Here is a 20,418-nt window from a genome sequence, read left to right on the forward strand (position 1 = left end):
AAAAAACATAGCTTTGCACCCGAATGAAAGATTTGATTGAAACTGAGGTAGAGGAAACGGAAAGGGCTATCAAGCCCAAAACGTGGAAAGATACCCTGTGGAGCGTAACCAAGCTGGTGCTTAAATTTGCCGTTACCTTTGCGCTGTTGTATTACGTGTTCAGCAAAGTGCCTTTACAAAAAGTAAAGATGAGGCTGATAACCGCCAATTATTGGTGGATGCTTGTTGCTCTTCTTTGCTATTTCGGTTCTATGGTGATGTCTTCCTGGCGTTTATCCAGCTATTTCAAATCCATCAAATTAAACCTCGATCCGCGCTTTAACTTCAGGCTGTACCTGCTGGGCTTGTTCTATAACTTTCTGCTGCCGGGCGGTATAGGCGGCGATGGCTATAAAATATACCTGCTTAATAAGAACTATAAACTGCCGGCCAAAAAAGTTTTCTGGGCCATTATGTTCGATAGGCTTAGCGGGCTATGGGCTATCGGCCTTATCACCGTGGCGCTGATATTTTTGATACCGCAAATAGATATCCATATCGGCATCCCATTAAGCATATTTACTATCGCATCTATTATTTATTACGGCGTGGCTTATAAATTCTTCCGTGAGTATACCCGTTACTTTTTCGAGGGGCATTTAAAGGCGCTTTGTGTACAGTCGTTGCAGGTTATAGGTATTATCTGCATCCTTTTCGGGCAGGACTTTCATGGTAAATTTTCCCCTTATCTGCTGTCGTTCCTGATCTCGGCATTGGCCACAATCATCCCTATCAGTGTGGGCGGCGCGGGGATCCGCGAAACCGTTTTCCAGCAGTTAAGCCGCGTATTCCCGATGGATCTGGACCTCGCTGTTTTTCTGCCAATATCATTTTACCTCATCTCTATTACGGTGGCTTTGCTGGGCGTTTACTACGTTTTGCGCCCAAGCCGGTTAGAGGAAGGTTTGCCCAAAGGCAATATCGAAATTAAGGAATAGCCCGTCCCTTGAGGTAAATCCGCGGAATTTAATTCGGGGGCATTGCCTTTAAAAAATATTATATTCCGAAACAAAAATCTATCAAATCATAATCGGTTATTTGCTGTTTCTGTATCAGAAACCAGTTTAAAACCTGCTTCCACATGAGCCGATTTAATGATTTTAATAACCCGCAGGTTGCTGCGCTACCCGCGCATTTAAAGCAATTTATTGTAGATCAAAACTACGCGCATTACACCCCGGTAGATCATGCTGTGTGGCGCTACGTAATGCGGCAAAACTACAGTTACCTAAAGGATGTGGCCTACTATCCTTATATCCCGGGTTTGCAAAAGGCGGGACTTACCATCGAAAAGATCCCCGATCTGCAGGATATGAACAATGCTTTGGCCAAAATTGGCTGGGGTGCCGTTACCGTGGATGGTTTTATACCGCCTGCTGCGTTTATGGAGTACCAGGCCTACCGCGTGCTGGTGATAGCCGCGGATATCCGCCAGTTAAAGCATATAGAATACACCCCCGCACCGGATATCATCCATGAATCTGCCGGGCACGCGCCTATTATCGCTGATAAGGATTACCACGAGTACTTGAGCTACTTTGGATCGATAGGAGCAAAGGCCATGTTTAGCGCGCAGGATTTTGAACTGTACGAGGCCATAAGGGCGCTGTCTATCCTAAAAGAAATGCCTGATGCGGATGAAGCCGAAATAAAAAAAGCCGAAGAACTGGTTGCCTGGCGTCAGGATAACATGGGCGAACCATCTGAAATGGCTTTATTGAGCCGCCTGCACTGGTGGACGGTGGAGTACGGTTTAATAGGCAGCCTGGATGAGCCGAAAATTTATGGCGCGGGCCTGCTCTCATCTATCGGCGAGAGTGCCAGTTGTATGCTGGAAGAGGTGAAAAAACTCCCTTACACCATTGATGCCGTAAAATACAGTTACGATATTACCAAAACGCAGCCGCAGCTTTTTGTAACATCCGATTTTCAGAACCTGATTGATGTACTGGAGCAATTTGCCGGGACGATGTCGTTCAGGCGGGGAGGCGTTTACGGGTTGCAAAAAGCTATTGACAGTAAAAATACCTGTACTGCGGTATATAGCTCGGGCCTGCAGGTTTCGGGCACTTTCACCCAATTGGAAGCTGATAGCGGAGGCAATGTTTCCTTCCTGAAAACCACAGGGCCAACGGCGCTGTCCCTAAGCAATAAACAGCTTAAGGGGCATGGTAAAAATTACCACAAGGATGGTTTCAGCTCGCCGGTAGGCAGATTAAAAGGATTTGAAAAACCACTTGAAGATCTCACTATTGATGAGCTAAAAGCGGCCGGTATAGAAGCTGGCAAAAATGCTACGATACAATTTGAAAGCGGCATTACCGTTTCGGGAAAGGTGAAAAGTATGTATGCTGAGGAAGGTAAATTGCAGCTGATCACCTTTACAAATTGTACGGTGAAGGATGATGCAGGTGATATTTTGTTCGACCCGGCATGGGGTGTTTATGACATGGCAGTGGGAGAAAAGATCACCTCGGTTTTTTGCGGCGCGGCGGATAAGGACGCTTTTTTGGAGATCGCCTACAAATCTGCAACCGGTACGCATCACCCCGAATACGACGAACGCACCCGGCAATTGCACAAACTATACCAGCAGGTGCGCAACCGCAGGCATAAAGGGCAGGATTTTGGCTACCTGGGCAACGTATGGCTGATGCTGCAAAAATTCCACCATGATGACTGGCTCTGCGCGCTGGAAATACTGGAACTACTGGATCATGAAGATACAGAACCTGCCCTGGCTGCTGAGATTCGACGGTTTTTAGAGGATAAAGCAGCAACGGAGCCTGAATACAAAAAACTCATCACCGATGGGTTGTATCTCATTAAGCATCCGGTGGAGCAGAAATTGGTGGTTTAAATACTAATATTAAATTTGCAATAACATTTATCATTCCCCCTTAAGGGGGTTAAGGTGCTCATGAACATTATTATAACAGGCGCCAGCAGCGGCGTAGGGTTTGAAGCTGTATTAGAACTCATATTATCGGGCAAGCATAAGGTTATGGCTTTGGCCCGCTCGCAGGATAAACTGGAGAAATTGCTCGAGATAGCAAAAGGCCTCAACCCCGATTGCGAGATCTTTGCCATCGCTTTTGATATTGTGCATGATGATTATGCCGGCCTTCAGCAATTTATCGCCGCTAACTTTGATAGCAGGATAGATGTGCTGGTAAACAATGCCGGTGTGCTGATCAACAAACCCTTTGCCCAGCTTTTGGAAACCGACTTTGTAGAAATGCTGCAAAGCAACTACATAGGCCACGTGCGCATTATCCAGGCATTGCTGGGCTTTATGACCGAAGGTTCACATATCCTCAACATAGGAAGCATGGGTGCCTTCCAGGGTAGTGCCAAGTTCCCGGGCTTAGCAGCCTATTCGGCAAGTAAGGCTGCCCTGCATACGCTAACCGAATGCCTGGCACAGGAACTGGTAGAACAGGGTATCAAGGTAAACTGCCTGGCCCTGGGTTCGGCACAGACCGAAATGCTGGAGCAGGCCTTCCCCGGGTATGAATCGCCGGTAATGGCATTTGAAATGGGCAAATACATCGCCGATTTTGCGGTTACCGGGCATCGGTTTTTTAACGGCAAAGTGTTACCTGTGGCGGTGACTACGCCGTAGTACGCGGCCCCACACATTGGACAGCAATGAAGGCGGGTTTATGGCTGTTATCATAGCCATTTTTCTACTTTTCAACCGGCTTTCCGTCTGATAATGAGGCGGCAATGAAGGTGGGGTTCGGGCAATACTTATTCTTACACTCAACACCAATCCCACCCGTACCCACCTTCATTGCCGTCGGTTTCAACCAACGGCCGGCATCTTACCCCTTAATGCCCATCTTTACAAACTCATTCACCACCATCTCGGTTACATAGCGCTTTACACCGTCTTTGTCGTTATAATTGCGGCTGGCCAGTTTGCCTTCTATGATCACCGAGTCGCCTTTTTTTAAGTAGCTCTCGGCCAGGTTGGCCTGCGCTCCCCAAAATACGATCTGGTGCCATTGGGTTTCGGTTACCTTTTCGCCCTTGTCGTTTTTATAGCTTTCGTTGGTGGCTATGGATAAGCGTGCCAATTTGCGGTTATTATCAAATGTTTTCACTTCGGGGTCCATGCCCAGGTTGCCGATCAGCCTAACGCTGTTTTTCAATGTTGTCATCTTTGTAATTATTAAATGGTATCCGATTAATTGATGATACAAAGTTGCGGCGGGGCGGAATTTTAGTCGGGTAATAAATGCTTATAAACGACAATATCCGTTTGCAAGCGTTTGCAAACGGATAAATAATCAACTATCTTTATCAGGTGAATGCAGAAAGAAACTGTTTAGATTGCGGGACACCCTTACATGGCCGTGCGGATAAAAAATTCTGTAACGACCTGTGCCGCAATAATTATAATAACCAGCTCAATAGCAATAGCTATAACCTGGTACGCAACATCAATAACATATTGCGCCGTAACCGCCGCATTATAGAAGAACTGAACCCAAGCGGTAAAACCAAAACCACGCGGGAGAAATTGTTGAAGAATGGCTTCGATTTTGAATACTTTACCAGCAGCTACAAAACCCAGGCGGGGGCGCGCTATTTCTTCTGTTACGAGCAAGGCTATTTGCTGCTTGAGAACGATGAGGTGCTACTGGTGAAAAGTAAAAAAGAAACGGCAAAATTTGGAGAAGGCAATTCGGCATCCTAAGTTGTAACAGCCTGGAAGGTGCCGGATTTTCATCAGTAAGTAATACCTAAGCGCGCGACCTATTTTACAAACCCGTGAGACAGCTGCAATTCTTACTCGCCATATTTGTAAAAAAAGGAACATTATGCCGCATCTATTTTCTCCCATAAAAATAAAAAGTATTGAGTTTAAAAACCGTATCGTAGTATCGCCCATGTGCGAATATTCGAGCACGGATGGTTTTGCAACCAACTGGCACCTGGTGCATTTAGGTGCCCGCGCTGTTGGTGGTGCGGGGCTTATTATTACCGAAGCCGCTGCCGTATCGCCTGAAGGACGCATCTCTTATGGCGACCTGGGCATTTGGAAAGACGAACACATAGCCAAGTTAAAAGAGATCACCAATTTTATAGACGAGCAAGGTGCTGTTGCAGGGATACAATTGGCGCACGCCGGCCGCAAAGCCAGCCACGATCTGCCCTGGACAAGTGGTAAACAAATCTCCTCCACCGCCGAAAACGGCTGGGTATCGCTTGCGCCGAGTCCTGTAGCTTTTACCCCCGCTGAAGAAGCCCCGCAAGAATTAGACAGGGAAAGCATCGCTAAAGTAATTGCCGATTTCCAGGCGGCCGCGGTGCGTGCATTGGCCGCAGGCTTTAAGGTAATAGAATTGCACGGGGCGCACGGCTATCTTATCCACGAATTTTTATCGCCGCTAAGCAACCATCGTACCGATGGATATGGTGGTTCGCTGGAAAACCGCGCACGTTTATTGTTAGAGATCATTACAGCTGTTAAAGAGGTTTGGCCGGAAGAATATCCGCTGTTTGTACGCATCTCTGCAACTGATTGGACGGAAGGCGGCTGGACGATAGAAGACTCGGTAGCGTTAGCCAGAATATTAATAGATAGTGGTATAGACCTGATAGATTGCTCTACCGGCGGCAACGTAGCAGGGGCGAAAATCCCGTTGAAACCCGGCTACCAGGTGGAGTTTGCCGAAGCGGTTAAACAGCAAACGGGCATACTTACCGGCGCGGTTGGTTTAATAACAGAGGCTGAACAAGCCAATCAAATTATCCAAACCGGGCAAGCCGATGTAGTGCTGCTGGCGCGCGAATTATTGCGCGATCCGCATTTCCCGCTGCGTGCTGCGCATCAGCTGGGTGTGGAAGTGAAATGGCCGCTGCAGTACGAGCGGGCAAAGTGGTAAGGAGCCTCGCCCCGACTATGCTACGCTGGTCGACCCTCTCTGCTTCGTAAAGAGAGTGAAGAAAATAAAAAAACTCCCCTCTTTCCGAAGGAGAGAGGGGCTGGGGGTGAGTCGACTCGCCGGGCGGACATGACACCACATTTTGAACATTCCAGGCTTCACACAACCATAACACCCAATATTTTAAATCAATACAACATATTGCTACATTCGTAAGAACTTATAAAAACAAAACTATCATGAAACGTACAGCAAACGCACACTGGAATGGCACCCTGCAGGCAGGGCAGGGCGAGATCACTACCCAAAGCACCGTTCTTAACAAAACACAATATTCATTTAAAACCCGCTTTGCGGATGGTGTAGGTACCAACCCCGAAGAACTGATAGCCGCTGCACATGCAGGCTGCTTTACCATGGCGGTTGGCGCGGCTTTATCACAAGCCGGCATCACCCCTGGCGACCTGACTACCGATGCTATCCTCGACCTGGATATGCAGGCGCTTGAAATTAAAGGCATCCACCTGGAACTGAAAGCATCTGTAATTGACGGTGTTGACGAAGCTAAATTTAAAGAAGTTGCCGAAGGCGCAAAAGCAGGCTGCATTGTATCAAAAGCTTTGAGCGTGCCCATTACGTTAAACGTTACTTACGCGTAAGTGTAACCACATAATTATTTAAGCAGCGGTGGTGCAAACTATCGCTGCTTTTTTTTGTAGCAATAGTAAATCACACATTATGGCTTTTCGGTCCCGCGTTTCTATCACCATGGTTTTTTTTCTGGTGCTCATAGCTTCCGTTATCTTCCTGTTCTTTTACCTTAAAAAACAATTTGCTACCCAAACCGAGGTAAACCAGGATATTATGGTATCAAAGATCACCGCCATGGGTAAGCTGGAACTGGTGAAATATTCGATGAAGGATGTGGTGGAGAAAAAGGAATTGCATACCATACTGCCCGATGCGCGTGTGCTGTTTGTGGCAGTAGGGGAGGTAACCGCCTGTATCGATCTTACCAAAGTAAAAAAGGAAGATATCACGCAAAGTAAGGACAGCATTTGGCTTACCCTGCCAAAACCCGAGATCTGTTATGTAAAGCTCGATCATCAGAAGTCGCGCGTGTATGATGTATCGGGTATATGGTTTCCTGATAAGGCGAAAACGATGGTGGAGGATGTGTATAAGATAGCCGAAAAGAAAATGCTTAACACCGCCGGCGAAATGAATTTGCTTGGTAAGGCGCAGGAAAACGCCCGCTTGATATTTTTGCCCTTCCTGCAAAATGTATCGGGCAAAAAAGTAACGCTTAAATTTAAGTAATAGTTACGAAGCCTCTTTGGCAATAATTTCAAATGCTTTTAGGCTTGTTCGCGTTCGACATGGGGCGCGAACAGCCCGAACAAGCCCGAACATGGTGATTTTAAACCCATCACTACCGAATAAGCCTGTAAAAATTCTAAAAGCGATTTCCTTTCTTACCATACCCTTCTTCAAAGGAGAGGGATTATTTAGATTTTTAGTCTTCTCCTTTAGAGAGGATATAAGTGAGGCTACAACTTACCCGGCAATTTGTTAAATAATAACTAAAAATTCAGTTTAAAATTTATTTACAATATATTTATGGTTCACAATTACCATAAATATGACTCCAAAACTTATTAAGCAATTAGTGTTTAGCGCCGCCGGGGTTTTGTGCTCCCTTTGTGCTATCGCCCAACCCAAGCTGCCCGAAGGTTACTTCTGGAAAAAACTACCAAACGGCCTCGAAGTTGTTGTTATCGAAAATAGTAAAGTACCGCTGGCAACCATCGAAATTGCTGTAAAGAACGGTGCTTATACCGAAGGCCCCGAGTACAGCGGCCTCTCGCACCTTTTCGAACACATGTTTTTTAAAGCCAATAAGGATTACCCTACCCAGGAGAAATTCCTGAAACGCACACAGGAACTTGGTGCTATCTGGAATGGTACTACCAACGTAGAACGTGTAAACTACTACTTTACGTTTGACAAGGACAGCCTTAACGCCGGCCTTAAATTTATGAATGCCGCCATCCGTTTCCCTATCTATCGCACCGAGGATATGGCCAAAGAGCGCCCCGTTGTAGATGGCGAGTTTCAGCGTGCCGAGAGCAGCCCTTATTTTCAGCTGTACTACGAAACCAACAAAGCACTATGGGGCGACCTCATCACCCGAAAAATGCCTATCGGCGTACACGAGATCATTAACACGGCTACGCCCGAGAAAATGATGATCATTAAAGATAAATACTACTTCCCAAACAACAGCCTGCTAACCATTTGCGGCGATGTAAAGCACGAAGATGCGTTTAAGCTTGCTGAGGCCATTTATGGCGATTGGGCAAGCAGTGGCTTCAACCCGCACGAAAAATACCCTATACCACCGTTTAAGCCGCTGGAAAAAAGCACGGCTTTTGTAAAGGAAAGCACCATTGCCCAAACACCATACATGGAGTTTGCATGGCAGGGGCCGGCCTATAAAACAGATTCGGCAGCTACGGTTGCGGCAGACGTATTTTCTTACATTGTTGGCCTAAACTCCAGCAAATTGCAGCAGGCATTGGTTGATAAGGGTTTGGCATCATCGGCAAGTTTAAGCTATACCACTACTTACTACACCGGCGATGTAACCTTTTTTATTGTGCCTAACCCTAATAAATTAAAGGAATGCTACACCGAGGCAGTGAACCAGATAAGCCAGTTTAGTAAACCCGACTATTTCACCGACGAACAACTGGCCGATGCTAAAGGCATTTTGCTGCGCAGCCACGCCCGCAATATGGAAAAACCAAGCAGCCTGCCAAGCCAGCTTAGCTTTTGGTGGTGCAGTACCTCGCTGGATTATGGTACCAATATCACCGATAATTATCAAAAGGTTACCCGTGCCGATATTGCCAAATATGTAAGTACTTATATTACCGGTAAGCCTTCGGTAGCCGGTTTAATTATCAACCCCGAGACCGCAAAAGCAACCGATGCCAAAACATTTTTTGTTGCCACTAAATAACCTTTAACACATTAAAGATGAAAAAGAGAAACTTATTTGTGCTGCTTGTATTGGTAGCTATATACCAGGCCAGCCCGGCAATGGCCCAGAAAAAGGCTTACGAAACAACCGTTAGCGGCGTAAAGGTAATTGTACAGCCAAGCGGAAACGATATTGTGGAAGTGCAGATAGCCCTAAAAGGCGGCGTACAAAACTATCCTGCCGAAAAAATGGGCATTGAGGGTATGGCTATAAATGCCTTAACCGAATGCGGAACCCTTAAGCGCTCGAAAAACGATTTTAAAAACGCATTGGATAAAGTAAGCGCCGAGCTTTGGGGCTACGATACCAAAGAGTATGCGCTCATCAGGATGAACTGTATCAAATCTGATTTTGACGTGGTGTGGCCATTATATGCCGAAGCCATCACCCAGCCGGCTTTTGATGCTAAAGAGTTTGAGCGTATTAAACAGGATGCGATAAACAACCTTAAATCTAACGATGCGCAGCCGGATGCCGCTATTGATAAATATGCCGACAGGGTAGCATTTGCAGGCAGGGATTACGCTAAGGACCCGGATGGTACAGTAGATATCCTGTCGAAACTTACCGCCGCCGAAACCAAGGCTTACTATAATAAGATCCTAACCAAATCGAGGATGGTGATCGTAGTGGTGGCCGATTTGCCGCAGGCAGATATTGAGGCTAAAGTAGCTGCTTTGCTGGCCAACGTAAAAGCAGGCGCGCCGTTCGAAGCAAAAAAATCATTCTTCAAGGTGTATAAAAACACTTTCGCCGCGCAAAAGCGCGACCTCGCCACTAATTATGTGGAAGGTATCACCAGCGGCCCGGCACCGGGTACACCAGATTATAACGCATTTAACGTAGCTATGCGCATATTTGCCAACAGGCACTTTTTAGAGGTACGTACCAACAACGGTTTATCTTATGCGCCGCAGGCATGGTTTAATACCGGTAACACAGCTACAGCAAGGTTTTCAGTGTCAACAACCCAGCCCGATAAATATATTGCCGTGTTTGATAAACTGGTTGATAAAGTAAAAACGGATGGTTTTAAGCCAGAGGAGGTAGCCGATATGAAGGTGACCTATCTCACCGGCTTCTACTACAAAAACGAAACCAACCAGGCACAGGCCGGGGCATTAATAAGCAACGAAGTTTTGCACAATAACTGGATGCGCTCTATCACTCTTGTTGATGATGTTAAGAAGCTATCGGTGAATGATGTAAGCAATGCGTTCCTGAAATATATTGGCAATATTGTTTGGGTTTACCAGGGCGATCCCACTAAAGTGAGCCCGCTGCTGTTTACCAACGGTACCTTAAACAAAGGTGGCGCGCCAACTAATCATTAATTTTTGGATTAAAGACTGAAAGATTAAAGACGAAAGACCATCATAATAAAACGTAAACGCCACGGCTAATCACCGCGGCGTTTTTTATTACATTAGTCCTTTTTTCTTTCGTCTTTTCTCCTTAGTCCTTTATCTCAAAAATTATTGCTCCGCCTCCGGCATTACGGCTTTTCGCTTTCGCCGGTTTTTAATGATATCGCCCATGTGGCGGGTTGGGATGTTATCGCCCAGTAATTTACCCCATGGTTTCAGGTCGTCTATCCGGTCGAAAATTATTTTGAGTACCGCTACAAACGGTATAGAGAGGAACATGCCCGAGAGGCCCCAAAGCTGGTTACCCAGCAGCACTACTATTATCGACATTAGCGCGTTTATCTGCACCTTGGAGGATACAATGCGCGGCACCAATACATTATTATCAATAAACTGGATCACGATATAGGCTATGATAACGCCCAACTGGGTGGAGTAGCCGTCTTTGGTTACCGTGGCCATCAGTACAGGCAGCGCAATGGCAATAATGCCCCCCAGGTAGGGGATCAGGTTCAATATGGCACCAATACAACCTATCAGTATACCGTATTTTACGCCAAGCAGTAATAGGGCTACAGAGTTCATGGTAGCTACAATGATCATCTCTATCAGCAAACCCACTATATAGCTTTGTATGGCGCCTTTGGTTTCGCTGAGTACCTCGCTTACCTTTTTAGAATTTTCCTCGGCGAACACTTCGTATAAAAAGTTAAGGATAAGCGGCTTGTACAACATCATAAAAAAGATGTATACCGGCAATAAAAATACAATGGCAAGGGTGCCCAACACGCCGCCAACGGTTTTACCCAGCATAGACTGGCTGTTGTTCAGCGCGTCTTTTATCATTTGGTCCTGCTTGGCAATAGCAACACCAAAAGTTGACTGCACCCAATCTTTCAGGTTGATAGTTATTTCGCCGAATTTCTTTTTCAGCATGGGCAACGAATCGCCAAACTGAACGATCTGGGAAGATAAGAAATAGAACACCCCGGCAACCACCAATACGGCAATCAACATGGCAATTGCTATGGATAATACTTTAGGAACCCCGTGTCGTTGCAGCCTGTTGGCCAGTGGATTAAGCAAAACCGCCAAAAATGCGGCAAAGGCAAGTGGCACCAGTATATCTACCAGGGTAGCTAAAATATATACTACCAATACCAGTCCAAACAACACCGCCGTTGCCTGTACATAAAATGGCTGATCTTTAAGTTTTATTGACATGTAAATGTATTTGCATATTAAACTCAAAAGGAGTTTAGGCGGTAATTGTTTTAGTAGCTTAAACAAAAACAGCCTGCGTTTTGGGCAGGCTATTTGTTAATATTGGGATAATTGCTCTTAGTAATTGTTCAGCTGCAGGGTTACGTCGGTTTTTGTTGCCGAAAACATTTTTGGCGACAGGTAGGGCACAATAAAGTTGTTGCTAAACCACAGTACCGAAGAACCATCGGAGTAATCACTGTTGCTGATGTGCTTTTTAGATAGATATTCCATTTTATCCCACTGGCCGTTACCAATGTCCAGTATACTGAAAAGGCCGCTGAGGGTGGTCATGCCGGTTTTGGCGTTAGATACCATATAAAGCTTGTTCTTGTTGAAATGAAAGCTGGTTTTTAAATGTCTGCTGGGGTAGATGTAACCGGTAGGGAGCACATTCTGGAATTTTAAAGCGAGATTTTGATCGTACGCGTTTATCAGTATGGAGTTCTCTATCATAAAAACCCCGTTGCTGATAGCGCTGGCCCGCGTACTGTGCGATGCTATGGCGGTTACCACTTTACCGTCCAGCTCGTCCATGTACAAAAGCTTCATGCCTTTTCCATAGCCCATATCTACATCGTCTATCTTTTTATTTACCGGCACAAAGCTTTTTTTGATGGCTTTAAGCGTGGCTTTATCCAATGCCTGCGCAACGTAAAGCTTTTTGTTGGTGGCAAAATCAAGTTTGCCAATGCCAAGCTCGCCGTCTTTATCCTCGTTTACGTAGATCATGCTGTAGTACAACACGTTGCTGTTATCAGACGGTTTCAGCATAAAATGCTCGCTTGGTATAATGCTTTTATCTTCCTTAAAAACTACGTCGGCGGTTAACATGTTTGATGGTTTGGTTTTGCCGGCATCGTATTTATACACCTCAATAGTAGGGCCGTTTAGCCAGCCGATAAACATATCGGCATGTTTGTTCCAGGCCAGCGAAATAAAGGTACCGTTAGAAATTACCGGTTTAAAGGCACTGATGGAATCCAGCTTGTCGTTATATTCTATCACCTGCAGGTTGCGGGTCTCGTTATACTCGCGGGTGTAGCTGTTCATAGTAAACAAGCTGTAAATAGGGATACCCACGTGTATTTTGCGCGCGAAGCCACTTTGGCGCACGGCCAGTTTAAAAAACGCGCCATCGCCGGTGTACATCTGCGGAAATTCAACAAGGTCGTTGGTGGATTTATAAACAACCTTTTCGGCCAGTACCTTACCGTTGGCCGGGTCTATCACATAGGCCAGGAAGGTGTTGGTGGTACCCTTGAAAAAGCTGTGGTCTGACGATGCCAGCGCAACTATCTTGTTCTGGAATTTATCGGTTTTGATGCCGTAGCCGGCTAAGGATGTTCTCCAAACTATTTCTAATTTGTCGTTCACGGCAACCAGGTCAAACTTGTCGTCGTCGGTGGTTACCTGCATCACGTTCAGGTGATCGTTAAACGCGAAGGTGTTGCTGCCTTTAATGCCTTTGGCAAAGTCTTCCATTATCAGCGGGTCGTCGTTCTGCGCCAGTACTGCAATGGTTGTAAAAAGGGTTAATACTGTAATAAGTAAGGTTTTTTTCATGTAATAAGTCAGGTTTGTTCCTGGCTTGAATTACGTTAAAAAAAACGAGAATCAGGGTATTTTTTGATAAATTAAGTTAGCTGCTGGCACCGAAGCAAACGCAACCCAACAACGTCTCGTCCCTTCAGTGAAATAAAGAGCGTTTAGCGGTTTGTTTACTTTTGCTTATCCTGCTTTTGACGAAAGCGAAAATAGGGGGCAGAATAGATAACAGCACAATGCCGATAGCAACCAGTGAAAAGTTCTTTTTAAAGAAAGGCACATTGCCGAAGAGGTAACCGCCGTAAAGGAAAAGCACTATCCACGAAACACCGCCAATAATATTGTACAAACTGTAACGCCCGATGGGCATACGGCCAACACCGGCCACAAACGGGGCTATGGTACGTATAATGGGCATAAACCGACTGAAGATTACGGCTTTACCGCCGTGCTTATCAAAAAATGCTTTGGTTTGTGTATAGTAGCTCAGTTTCAGTATTTTGTTCTTTTCTTTGAAAACCATGGGCCCCAAATAGCTGCCCAGCATGTAGTTTACCGTGTTGCCTGCAAAAGCCGCTACAATTAAAATAACGGCCAGCAGATGGATGTCTAAGCCAGATGCACCGCCCGCTATTAATGCGCCGGCTGCAAACAGCAGTGAATCGCCCGGCAAAAAGGGGGTAACCACAAAACCGGTTTCGGCAAAAATGATCACGAAAAGGATGAGGTAGGTCCAGCCCTGGTATTGGCTGGTTATTTCGGCAAGGTGCTTATCAATGTGCAGGATGAAGTCTATCAGGCTGTGTATTATTTCCAAAGCATTTTAATTTTAACCAAAAATAGCAAGATAAAGCTAAAAAGCGCTTTATTATTACTTTTTATCCGGAATAGTATTTAAAATAACGCCGGCGCTGAATGCGGCGGTATCTGTGCGGTTGGGTAAACCGTAGGCATAAATGGTATAAAGTTTACCATCAAGCACGGTGGTATTTTTTAGTGTGGTTAATATGGTTGATGGCGCGGCCGTAGCGCTGATCTTAAAGTTGTAGCCGCCAGCGGTAACTTCCTTATAGTCGCTTACACCTTTATAGGCTATGTTGGAGAACAGTTCAGTATCGTTTGCGGTGATATTTAAACCGGTGCTGCCCGGCGACGCATTCACCAGCCGTACCTTGCTGCGCCCCACACCAGGCACGCTGCCCGAATCTACTGTGAAGATGTAGGTGAGCGAACTATCTGACCGTAATCCCGTTAGGAACCAGGTATAGCGTACGTCTTTTTTTAGCGATCTATCCAGCGTGAGCAGGTTGCTTTGGCTGCTGGTATTGCTTAACGCCGGGCGTATTTGCAGTGGGGTATCGTTAATATTCATTAAAAAATACCCGGATGCGTTGGGGTACCTGTAGGTTGTTGCGCCTTGTTTTATAAATTCGGCATATAGGTTTACCGGGTTTATATTGGGGCTGAGGTTTACAATATTGAGGTAGCCATTATCGGTACCCAGCGAAGTGGTGTTATTATCCTTGCCGCAGGACAAAAACTGCGGCACTATAAGCACCCCTACAATAAACAAACACAGGTATTTTAGTATGCCGCTTTTATGATTACTGATCATTGTTTTATCAAAACTACTTATTAACCACCAGCCCGGTGCCAAATTTTAAACCGCCCGTACCCGCTAATTTGCCCTTCGCAAATAAGGTATACATCCTGCCTGCTGTAAGCGTTCGCGTGGTATCGGCAATGGCAGTGGTGGTACCCGCACGAAACACCTGTACATGCTTTATACCAACGCCTATCGGTAAAAATACCGAAGTTGATTTATATGCCCGCAGTTTAAAATTCAGAGAATCTATTTTTACGTCCAGGTCGCCCGAGCCGGGGGATGCATTTACGAATCTTATTTTCGCCCGCCCGGCTGTATCCGAAACCAGCGTATCGCGCGTAGTAAAGGTATCATCGGCAGCTTCACCGGCAATATATACCGAATAAATTTTGTTGGTATCAAGCGCAAGCGGCAGGTTAAATAACACATCGCTGCTGCCCAGTCGCTTAAACTGGTAGTTCTGGTCGGCGTATTTTACGGGGATGTAACCGGTGTAGCCAAAAGGATATAGCGATGAGGTCGTGTTTACCCTGCTTCCGTTAAGATAATAGTTAAGCGTATCGGTAGTGGCGTTCACTACATTTAAGGTGGTGGTTAAGGTAGAAGAGGCCGGTACGGTGTCATCGCCTACCTTACAGGAGGATAAACCCAAAGCCAACAGCGCCAAAATTAAAACAGGTAACTTAAAATTCATACAAATTAGCAGATGCAATAATAACTGTATAACCGCAGGTTTTGTTATCTATGGAACAAAAAAGTCCGGCTTTTAATGGCCGGACTTTCTGTTTTGGGTTGATTAGAGGTTGGAGTAGCTACCAGGTTTTTGCCCTTAAGCAACCACCAATTGATCTTTATGCCATCCTCTAACCAATATTATGCGTAGCTGTTAAGCATTACCGGCATTACCAGCATCAATACGTCTTCGTTCTCATCGCCACCCTGCGGCAGTAATAAACCTGCACGGTTAGGGGTCGACATTTCTAAGGATACTTCTTCGCAGCTCAGATTCTTCAGCATCTCTATCAGGAAACGGGCGTTAAAGCCAATTTCCAGGTCGTCGCCTTCGTACTGGCAGCTTAAGCGTTCGTGTGCCTCGTTTGCAAAATCAATATCTTCTGATGAGATATTCAGCTCGCTGCCGCTAATTTTTAACCTTACCTGGTGGGTGGTTTTGTTAGCGTAGATGGCCACACGGCTAAGGGTACCCAATAACGAAAGGCGGTCTATAGCCAGTTTGTTGGGGTTTTCTTTAGGGATAACGGCTTCGTAATCCGGGTAGCGCTCATCTATCAGGCGGCAAACCAGGTTTATGTTACCAAATTTGAAGAACGCGCTGGTGCTGTTATACTCTACCGATACATTAACATCGCTATCCGGCAGGGCCGATTTTAACAGGGTTAACGCTTTCTTCGGCAGGATGAATGCTGTAGTGCTATCCGCTTTGGCATCTTTACGGCGGTAACGTACCAGCTTATGGGCATCGGTAGCTACAAAGGTAAGGTGCTGGCTGCTCAGCTGGCAGTAAACACCCGTCATAGCCGGCCTAAGCTCATCATTACTTACCGCGAAAATGGTTTTGTTGATCGCCTCGCCCAATACGGATGCAGGCAGGTTTACCGATGAAGCGTTCTCAACAACAGGGATCTTCGGGAAATCTTCGCCGTTTTCGCCGCTTAGCTTGTATTTACCGTCGCCAGCACTTATTTCAATGGCAAAAGTTTTATCATCAACAGAGAAAGAAACAGGCTGCTCTGGTAGGGATTTCAACGTATCCAGTAATATGCGCGATGGTATAGCAATGCGGCCGTTCTCCTTGGCTTCTACAGCTAAAGAGGTGGTCATGCTGGTTTGCAGGTCGGTTGCAGAAATGGTTAAGTTTCCGTCTTTTATCTCGAACAAAAAGTTTTCCAGTATAGGTAAAACGGTGCTATTGCTTAACGCGCCACTTACAGACTGCAGTTGCTTGAGTAAGGTTGATGTGGAAACTATGAATCTCATAATGGGTTAGTTCGTTTAGTAACTCAAAAGTATAAAATTTAATGTGCATACTTTCGTTTACGCATATAATGTTGAAAAATAGCGAATATTAACACTATTGCTATGGGCACAATGTTATTTACCAGTTGCCATTGCAGCTTTTCGCTGCGGATGCGGGCTCTGTCCAGCAGGCGGATCTGGATCTCTTTGTTGCGGAGGGAGATGAGCCCCGAGTCATCCGCCATATAATCGGCAATGTTCATCAGTAGCGTTAGGTTGCCATAGCTTTGCTTGGTGTACCGGTCGTACCCCAGCGGGTAGGGCGAGCCATCGGCGCCAACCTGGTTGCGCAGGATGTCGCCATCACTCAGTACGATCATCTTGGTAGGTTTGCTTTCGCCCAATACTGCAATCTTTTCGCCCAAACTATCGGGCACCGGCCTGTTGCGGAAATCGGATACGAATTTACCCTCCAGCAACACCCCGGTTATTTTTTGCGGACTTTGGAACTCTTTGGGGTTCGGCTCATCGCGCAGGGCCATCAGGGATAACAGGTGCGGCGTTTTTATCTCTTTATTGTAGGGAGAGGTGTTCAGCAGCACCGTTTTCTCTACATTTTTAATATCTAAAACATCAATGGTGCTGGCAAACTGGCTGGTAATACCATCCAGGTTTTTTACAATAGGGTGGGTTGACTGCGGGATATACACCGGGTAAAACAGCCAGTTAAGCAGCTGGATCTGCGGCGTGCCGCCTACGTCGCCAGTGGTTACCGGGATCTGCGAACTGTTGATATCCGCGATGAGGTTATAATTAATGCGGATGCCGTAACGGAAAAGCTGGTCGTCCAGGTTCAGTTCTTTATTAAAAGCCAGCGCCTGGTTGCCTTTGCCCTTTAAGCTATCCAGTTCCGCACTCACCTGGTCTATGGCCCAAAGCACACGACCGCCACGCATCAGGTATTGGTCTATTTTGAATTTCTCCAGTTCGGTGAAGGCTTTATCGGGCTTGGCAATCACCAGCAAACCCACTTTGCGTAGGCTATCAAAAGGGATGGTTGCCAGGTCTATCCGCCCGACCAAATAACCGTCTGACAGATTGCGCATGGCATCGTTCAGCTGCAGATCGGTTAATTCTTTATGCCCTTCGGTAAAGCCGATGCGTTGCTTGCCGCCGGTGGTTATTTTTTTGATGGCCGATGTAAAAGCATATTCCAGGTTTTGGATGGATGCGTTTAACTTTTCTTCGGGGGTAGTATTGAGGTTACTTTGATTCTCCAACAGCTTTACCGGGATGGCTTTATCGCCGGAAGTTACCAGCGCGAAGGGGAACATCACCTTGGATTGTACGCCATCGTCGGTTTTTACGCTGAGGTTTTGTGCCTCTATGCCCTGTGCCGACAGGTTTTCAAATGCCTGCTTCTGTTGGTCCTGCGAGAGGCCTTTAATCGGGTCTACAAACACAAAAGTGAGTTTGCTATGGCTGTATGCCTGCAGGTCGCTCAGCATATCTTTGGTGGCGGTTTGCAATCTTTTAATCCCCCCGGGAAAACCTTCGCCCTGTAGGTAAACGGTAATGTTCACAGGAGCGGGCAGGCTATCCAATACTGTGCGGCTAACGGTGGATATGGTAAAGCGTTTTTCTTTGGTAAAATCGAACCGGGTGAAAAACCGGTGGGTAAATAGAGTTAAAGCGAATAAGATGCCCAGGGTGCTCAGAAATGCCGTATTGATAAACTTTTTTTGCTGCTGGCGGTGCAATACAAAAAGGGTAAGCAAAATAAAAAGGGCATCCAGCAGCAGGAAGTATATAAGGTCGCGGGTATCCAGCACGCCACGGCTTACCGAATTATAATGCTCGGTAATGCCCAGGCTTTGGATGCCTAAGGTTTGCAGCGATAATAAGCCGCTCAGCGAATCGAACCCACTATAAAAAAAGAAGCACAGGAAAACCGCGATGGTGAAGGCTATCACCTGGTTTTTGCTTACCGAGGAGGCAAACAGACCAATAGCGGCAAATGCCGAACCCAGCAGGAATAAGCCAATATAGGAACCAATAACAGCGCCGCTATCGATATTACCCTGCGGTGCCCCAAGGGTATAAACGCTATAGTAATAAACCAATGTGGGTACCAGCGCGAAAAGCACTACAACCACCCCGGCAAAGTACTTGCCCAATACAATTTGCAGATCGCTTAAGGGACGGGTAAGCAATAGTTCGAAAGTACCTTCACGGCGTTCTTCTGCCAGCGAGCGCATGGTAATGGCAGGCACCAAAAACATAAACAGGTAGGGCGCGGTGCTAAACAGGCTATCCAGCCCGGCGTAGCCGTAGGCCAGTATACTGGTATCGGGGAACACCCACAAAAACAGGCCTAAAACCAGTAAGAACACGCCAATGGTAACATAAGCAACCAGTGAGCTGAGGTAAGTTGTTATTTCTTTCTTTAATATGGGAAACATCGTTGTTTGGTTCGGAATTTACAATTTACCACGTAAAATGATATGCTACGCGAATACCTGTTTGCCTAACGCGCCCGCTGCCCCAGTTTTCGTACCGGAAGCCAAGTTCGATAGCTGTATTTTTGCTTATAGGCAGCAAAAAGCCCGGGCCAAGCGCAAATGCAAAGAGTTTGTTTTTCGAGTAATTGGTTTCGATAGCTGTACCCAATTCTCCTTCTATAAAAAAGCCTTCGCTCAGGTAATATTTAACGCCGGCCTTTAGCGGTACAAACCCCGCAGCATCCTGCGATCTGCTACTGCCTATCAGCGATTTTTTATAATAAAGGCTGGTATAGCCTGCGGTAACTGTTAAGCTGGCTGCACTGGAAACAGGTATCTCTGCCTTGCCCGAAGCACCCAGGCCAACGTTATAGATGCTATTGGTAGGGATAGCAAGATCGAGCCCTGCGCTGAATGCACTTTTAGGCGCGCTTTGCCCATGTGCCATGGTATATAAAAACAGGAATAATATGGGTAACAGTTTCTTCATTTGAGGTGCCGGTATTGCTTTGGGCTAATAACGCCGAAATTACAATTATAATGCACCATTTACATATTTGCTACGCTGCAAATAAAACAAAACAAAAAAAGGCCCCGGAACAACCGGGACCTTTTAGGAATATTATGAGTAAGCTTAAAAATTGAATGCCAGCCGGGTTGCAAATTGCCCTATTGTTCCGTTTTTTGACCATGCCTCGTACCTCACACCGATATCAAAGCCACCGGCAAAAGTGTAACCTATACCTGGTGAATACGCGAAAAAGGTGCCCCCGTTATCTTCGGTAGAAAATGCTGCGCCCAACTGGCCCTCGCCGTAAAAGCCCTTATCGAAATAGTGTTTAAGCCCGGCCTTTAACGGCACAAAACCGGTAGAACCAAAATTGTGCTTACCCTGCAATGAGGTATAGCCAAGGGATACATTAAAGGTGGTGCCAGTTTCGATAGGTACATCATATTTTACCGATCCGCCTACGGCCAGGTTATAAAAGTTGCTGATATCGCCCGTAGGTGTACCTAATTCCAGGCCGATGCTGAACTTGCCGGCGCCGCTTTTTTGGGCTAAACAGGTAGCTGCTGAAGCACCTGTTAAAAGGATCGCTAATAAAACTTTTTTCATTTTGTAGTTAGTTAAATGTAGCAGCACAACCGGGAACAGCAGGGATTGTTTCGCGGA

19 protein-coding genes are annotated in these 20,418 nt (G+C 46.1%); 9 read left to right on the plus strand and 10 right to left on the minus strand.

The features are described from left to right. Positions 1–23 precede the first annotated feature (23 nt). From IDJ77_RS10115 to IDJ77_RS10125, 3 genes are all read left to right on the plus strand, one after another. Positions 24–977: a lysylphosphatidylglycerol synthase transmembrane domain-containing protein gene (locus tag IDJ77_RS10115; protein WP_191188818.1), complete on the plus strand. Its 954-nt coding sequence runs from the start codon at positions 24–26 to the stop codon at positions 975–977. A 143-nt stretch (positions 978–1,120) separates the two neighbouring features. Beyond that, the gene (locus IDJ77_RS10120) at positions 1,121–2,899 is read left to right on the plus strand and encodes an aromatic amino acid hydroxylase (RefSeq protein WP_191188819.1); all 1,779 of its coding nucleotides are present in this window, start codon (positions 1,121–1,123) and stop codon (positions 2,897–2,899) included. Positions 2,900–2,959: 60 nt separating this feature from the next. Beyond that, the gene (locus IDJ77_RS10125; protein WP_191188820.1) at positions 2,960–3,664 is read left to right on the plus strand and encodes an SDR family NAD(P)-dependent oxidoreductase; all 705 of its coding nucleotides are present in this window, start codon (positions 2,960–2,962) and stop codon (positions 3,662–3,664) included. 202 nt (positions 3,665–3,866) lie between these two features. Here IDJ77_RS10125 and IDJ77_RS10130 read toward each other — a convergent pair whose 3' ends face one another. Beyond that, the gene (locus IDJ77_RS10130) at positions 3,867–4,205 is read right to left on the minus strand and encodes a single-stranded DNA-binding protein (RefSeq protein ID WP_191188821.1); all 339 of its coding nucleotides are present in this window, start codon (positions 4,203–4,205) and stop codon (positions 3,867–3,869) included. A gap of 146 nt (positions 4,206–4,351) precedes the next feature. Here IDJ77_RS10130 and IDJ77_RS10135 point away from each other — a divergent pair, with 146 nt between their 5' ends. From IDJ77_RS10135 to IDJ77_RS10160, 6 genes are all read left to right on the plus strand, one after another. Further along, positions 4,352–4,744: a hypothetical protein gene (locus IDJ77_RS10135; RefSeq protein ID WP_191188822.1), complete on the plus strand. Its 393-nt coding sequence runs from the start codon at positions 4,352–4,354 to the stop codon at positions 4,742–4,744. Between the two features lie 124 nt (positions 4,745–4,868). Continuing rightward, a complete protein-coding gene (gene namA, locus IDJ77_RS10140) occupies positions 4,869–5,936 on the plus strand; it encodes an NADPH dehydrogenase NamA (protein WP_191188823.1) in 1,068 nt (355 codons plus the stop codon). A gap of 239 nt (positions 5,937–6,175) precedes the next feature. After that, complete coding sequence (locus tag IDJ77_RS10145; RefSeq protein ID WP_191188824.1) at positions 6,176–6,595, plus strand: OsmC family protein; 420 nt, start codon at positions 6,176–6,178, stop codon at positions 6,593–6,595. Between the two features lie 79 nt (positions 6,596–6,674). Then, positions 6,675–7,256 (plus strand): DUF4230 domain-containing protein, encoded by a 582-nt coding sequence (locus IDJ77_RS10150; RefSeq protein WP_191188825.1) that lies wholly within the window; start codon positions 6,675–6,677, stop codon positions 7,254–7,256. Positions 7,257–7,578: 322 nt separating this feature from the next. After that, positions 7,579–8,961, plus strand: a complete 1,383-nt coding sequence (locus tag IDJ77_RS10155) for a M16 family metallopeptidase (RefSeq protein WP_191188826.1) — start codon at positions 7,579–7,581, stop codon at positions 8,959–8,961. 17 nt (positions 8,962–8,978) lie between these two features. Continuing rightward, positions 8,979–10,316 carry a M16 family metallopeptidase gene (locus tag IDJ77_RS10160; RefSeq protein ID WP_191188827.1) on the plus strand — a complete coding sequence of 446 codons (1,338 nt, stop codon included), beginning with the start codon at positions 8,979–8,981 and terminating at the stop codon, positions 10,314–10,316. Positions 10,317–10,457: 141 nt separating this feature from the next. On the opposite strand, the gene IDJ77_RS10165 is transcribed toward IDJ77_RS10160, so the two are convergent. The 9 genes from IDJ77_RS10165 to IDJ77_RS10205 all read right to left on the minus strand — a co-directional run bounded on the left by IDJ77_RS10165 (position 10,458) and on the right by IDJ77_RS10205 (position 20,361). Then, positions 10,458–11,573: an AI-2E family transporter gene (locus IDJ77_RS10165; RefSeq protein ID WP_191188828.1), complete on the minus strand. Its 1,116-nt coding sequence runs from the start codon at positions 11,571–11,573 to the stop codon at positions 10,458–10,460. A 117-nt stretch (positions 11,574–11,690) separates the two neighbouring features. Next, the gene (locus IDJ77_RS10170; RefSeq protein WP_191188829.1) at positions 11,691–13,178 is read right to left on the minus strand and encodes a hypothetical protein; all 1,488 of its coding nucleotides are present in this window, start codon (positions 13,176–13,178) and stop codon (positions 11,691–11,693) included. Between the two features lie 124 nt (positions 13,179–13,302). Next, a complete protein-coding gene (locus IDJ77_RS10175) occupies positions 13,303–13,977 on the minus strand; it encodes a DedA family protein (RefSeq protein ID WP_191188830.1) in 675 nt (224 codons plus the stop codon). A 54-nt stretch (positions 13,978–14,031) separates the two neighbouring features. Continuing rightward, the gene (locus tag IDJ77_RS10180) at positions 14,032–14,775 is read right to left on the minus strand and encodes a DUF4397 domain-containing protein (protein ID WP_191188831.1); all 744 of its coding nucleotides are present in this window, start codon (positions 14,773–14,775) and stop codon (positions 14,032–14,034) included. Between the two features lie 13 nt (positions 14,776–14,788). After that, a complete protein-coding gene (locus tag IDJ77_RS10185; protein ID WP_191188832.1) occupies positions 14,789–15,460 on the minus strand; it encodes a DUF4397 domain-containing protein in 672 nt (223 codons plus the stop codon). Between the two features lie 179 nt (positions 15,461–15,639). After that, the gene (gene dnaN / locus IDJ77_RS10190; protein WP_191188833.1) at positions 15,640–16,764 is read right to left on the minus strand and encodes a DNA polymerase III subunit beta; all 1,125 of its coding nucleotides are present in this window, start codon (positions 16,762–16,764) and stop codon (positions 15,640–15,642) included. A 38-nt stretch (positions 16,765–16,802) separates the two neighbouring features. Beyond that, on the minus strand, positions 16,803–19,205 hold the full coding sequence (gene gldG, locus IDJ77_RS10195) for a gliding motility-associated ABC transporter substrate-binding protein GldG (protein ID WP_191188834.1): 2,403 nt from the start codon (positions 19,203–19,205) through the stop codon (positions 16,803–16,805). A 25-nt stretch (positions 19,206–19,230) separates the two neighbouring features. Then, positions 19,231–19,734, minus strand: a complete 504-nt coding sequence (locus IDJ77_RS10200; RefSeq protein ID WP_191188835.1) for a hypothetical protein — start codon at positions 19,732–19,734, stop codon at positions 19,231–19,233. 144 nt (positions 19,735–19,878) lie between these two features. Beyond that, positions 19,879–20,361: a hypothetical protein gene (locus tag IDJ77_RS10205; protein ID WP_191188836.1), complete on the minus strand. Its 483-nt coding sequence runs from the start codon at positions 20,359–20,361 to the stop codon at positions 19,879–19,881. Between the last annotated feature and the right edge of the window lie 57 nt (positions 20,362–20,418).

The organism is Mucilaginibacter pankratovii (genome assembly GCF_014773265.1).
Lineage (GTDB): Bacteria > Bacteroidota > Bacteroidia > Sphingobacteriales > Sphingobacteriaceae > Mucilaginibacter > Mucilaginibacter pankratovii.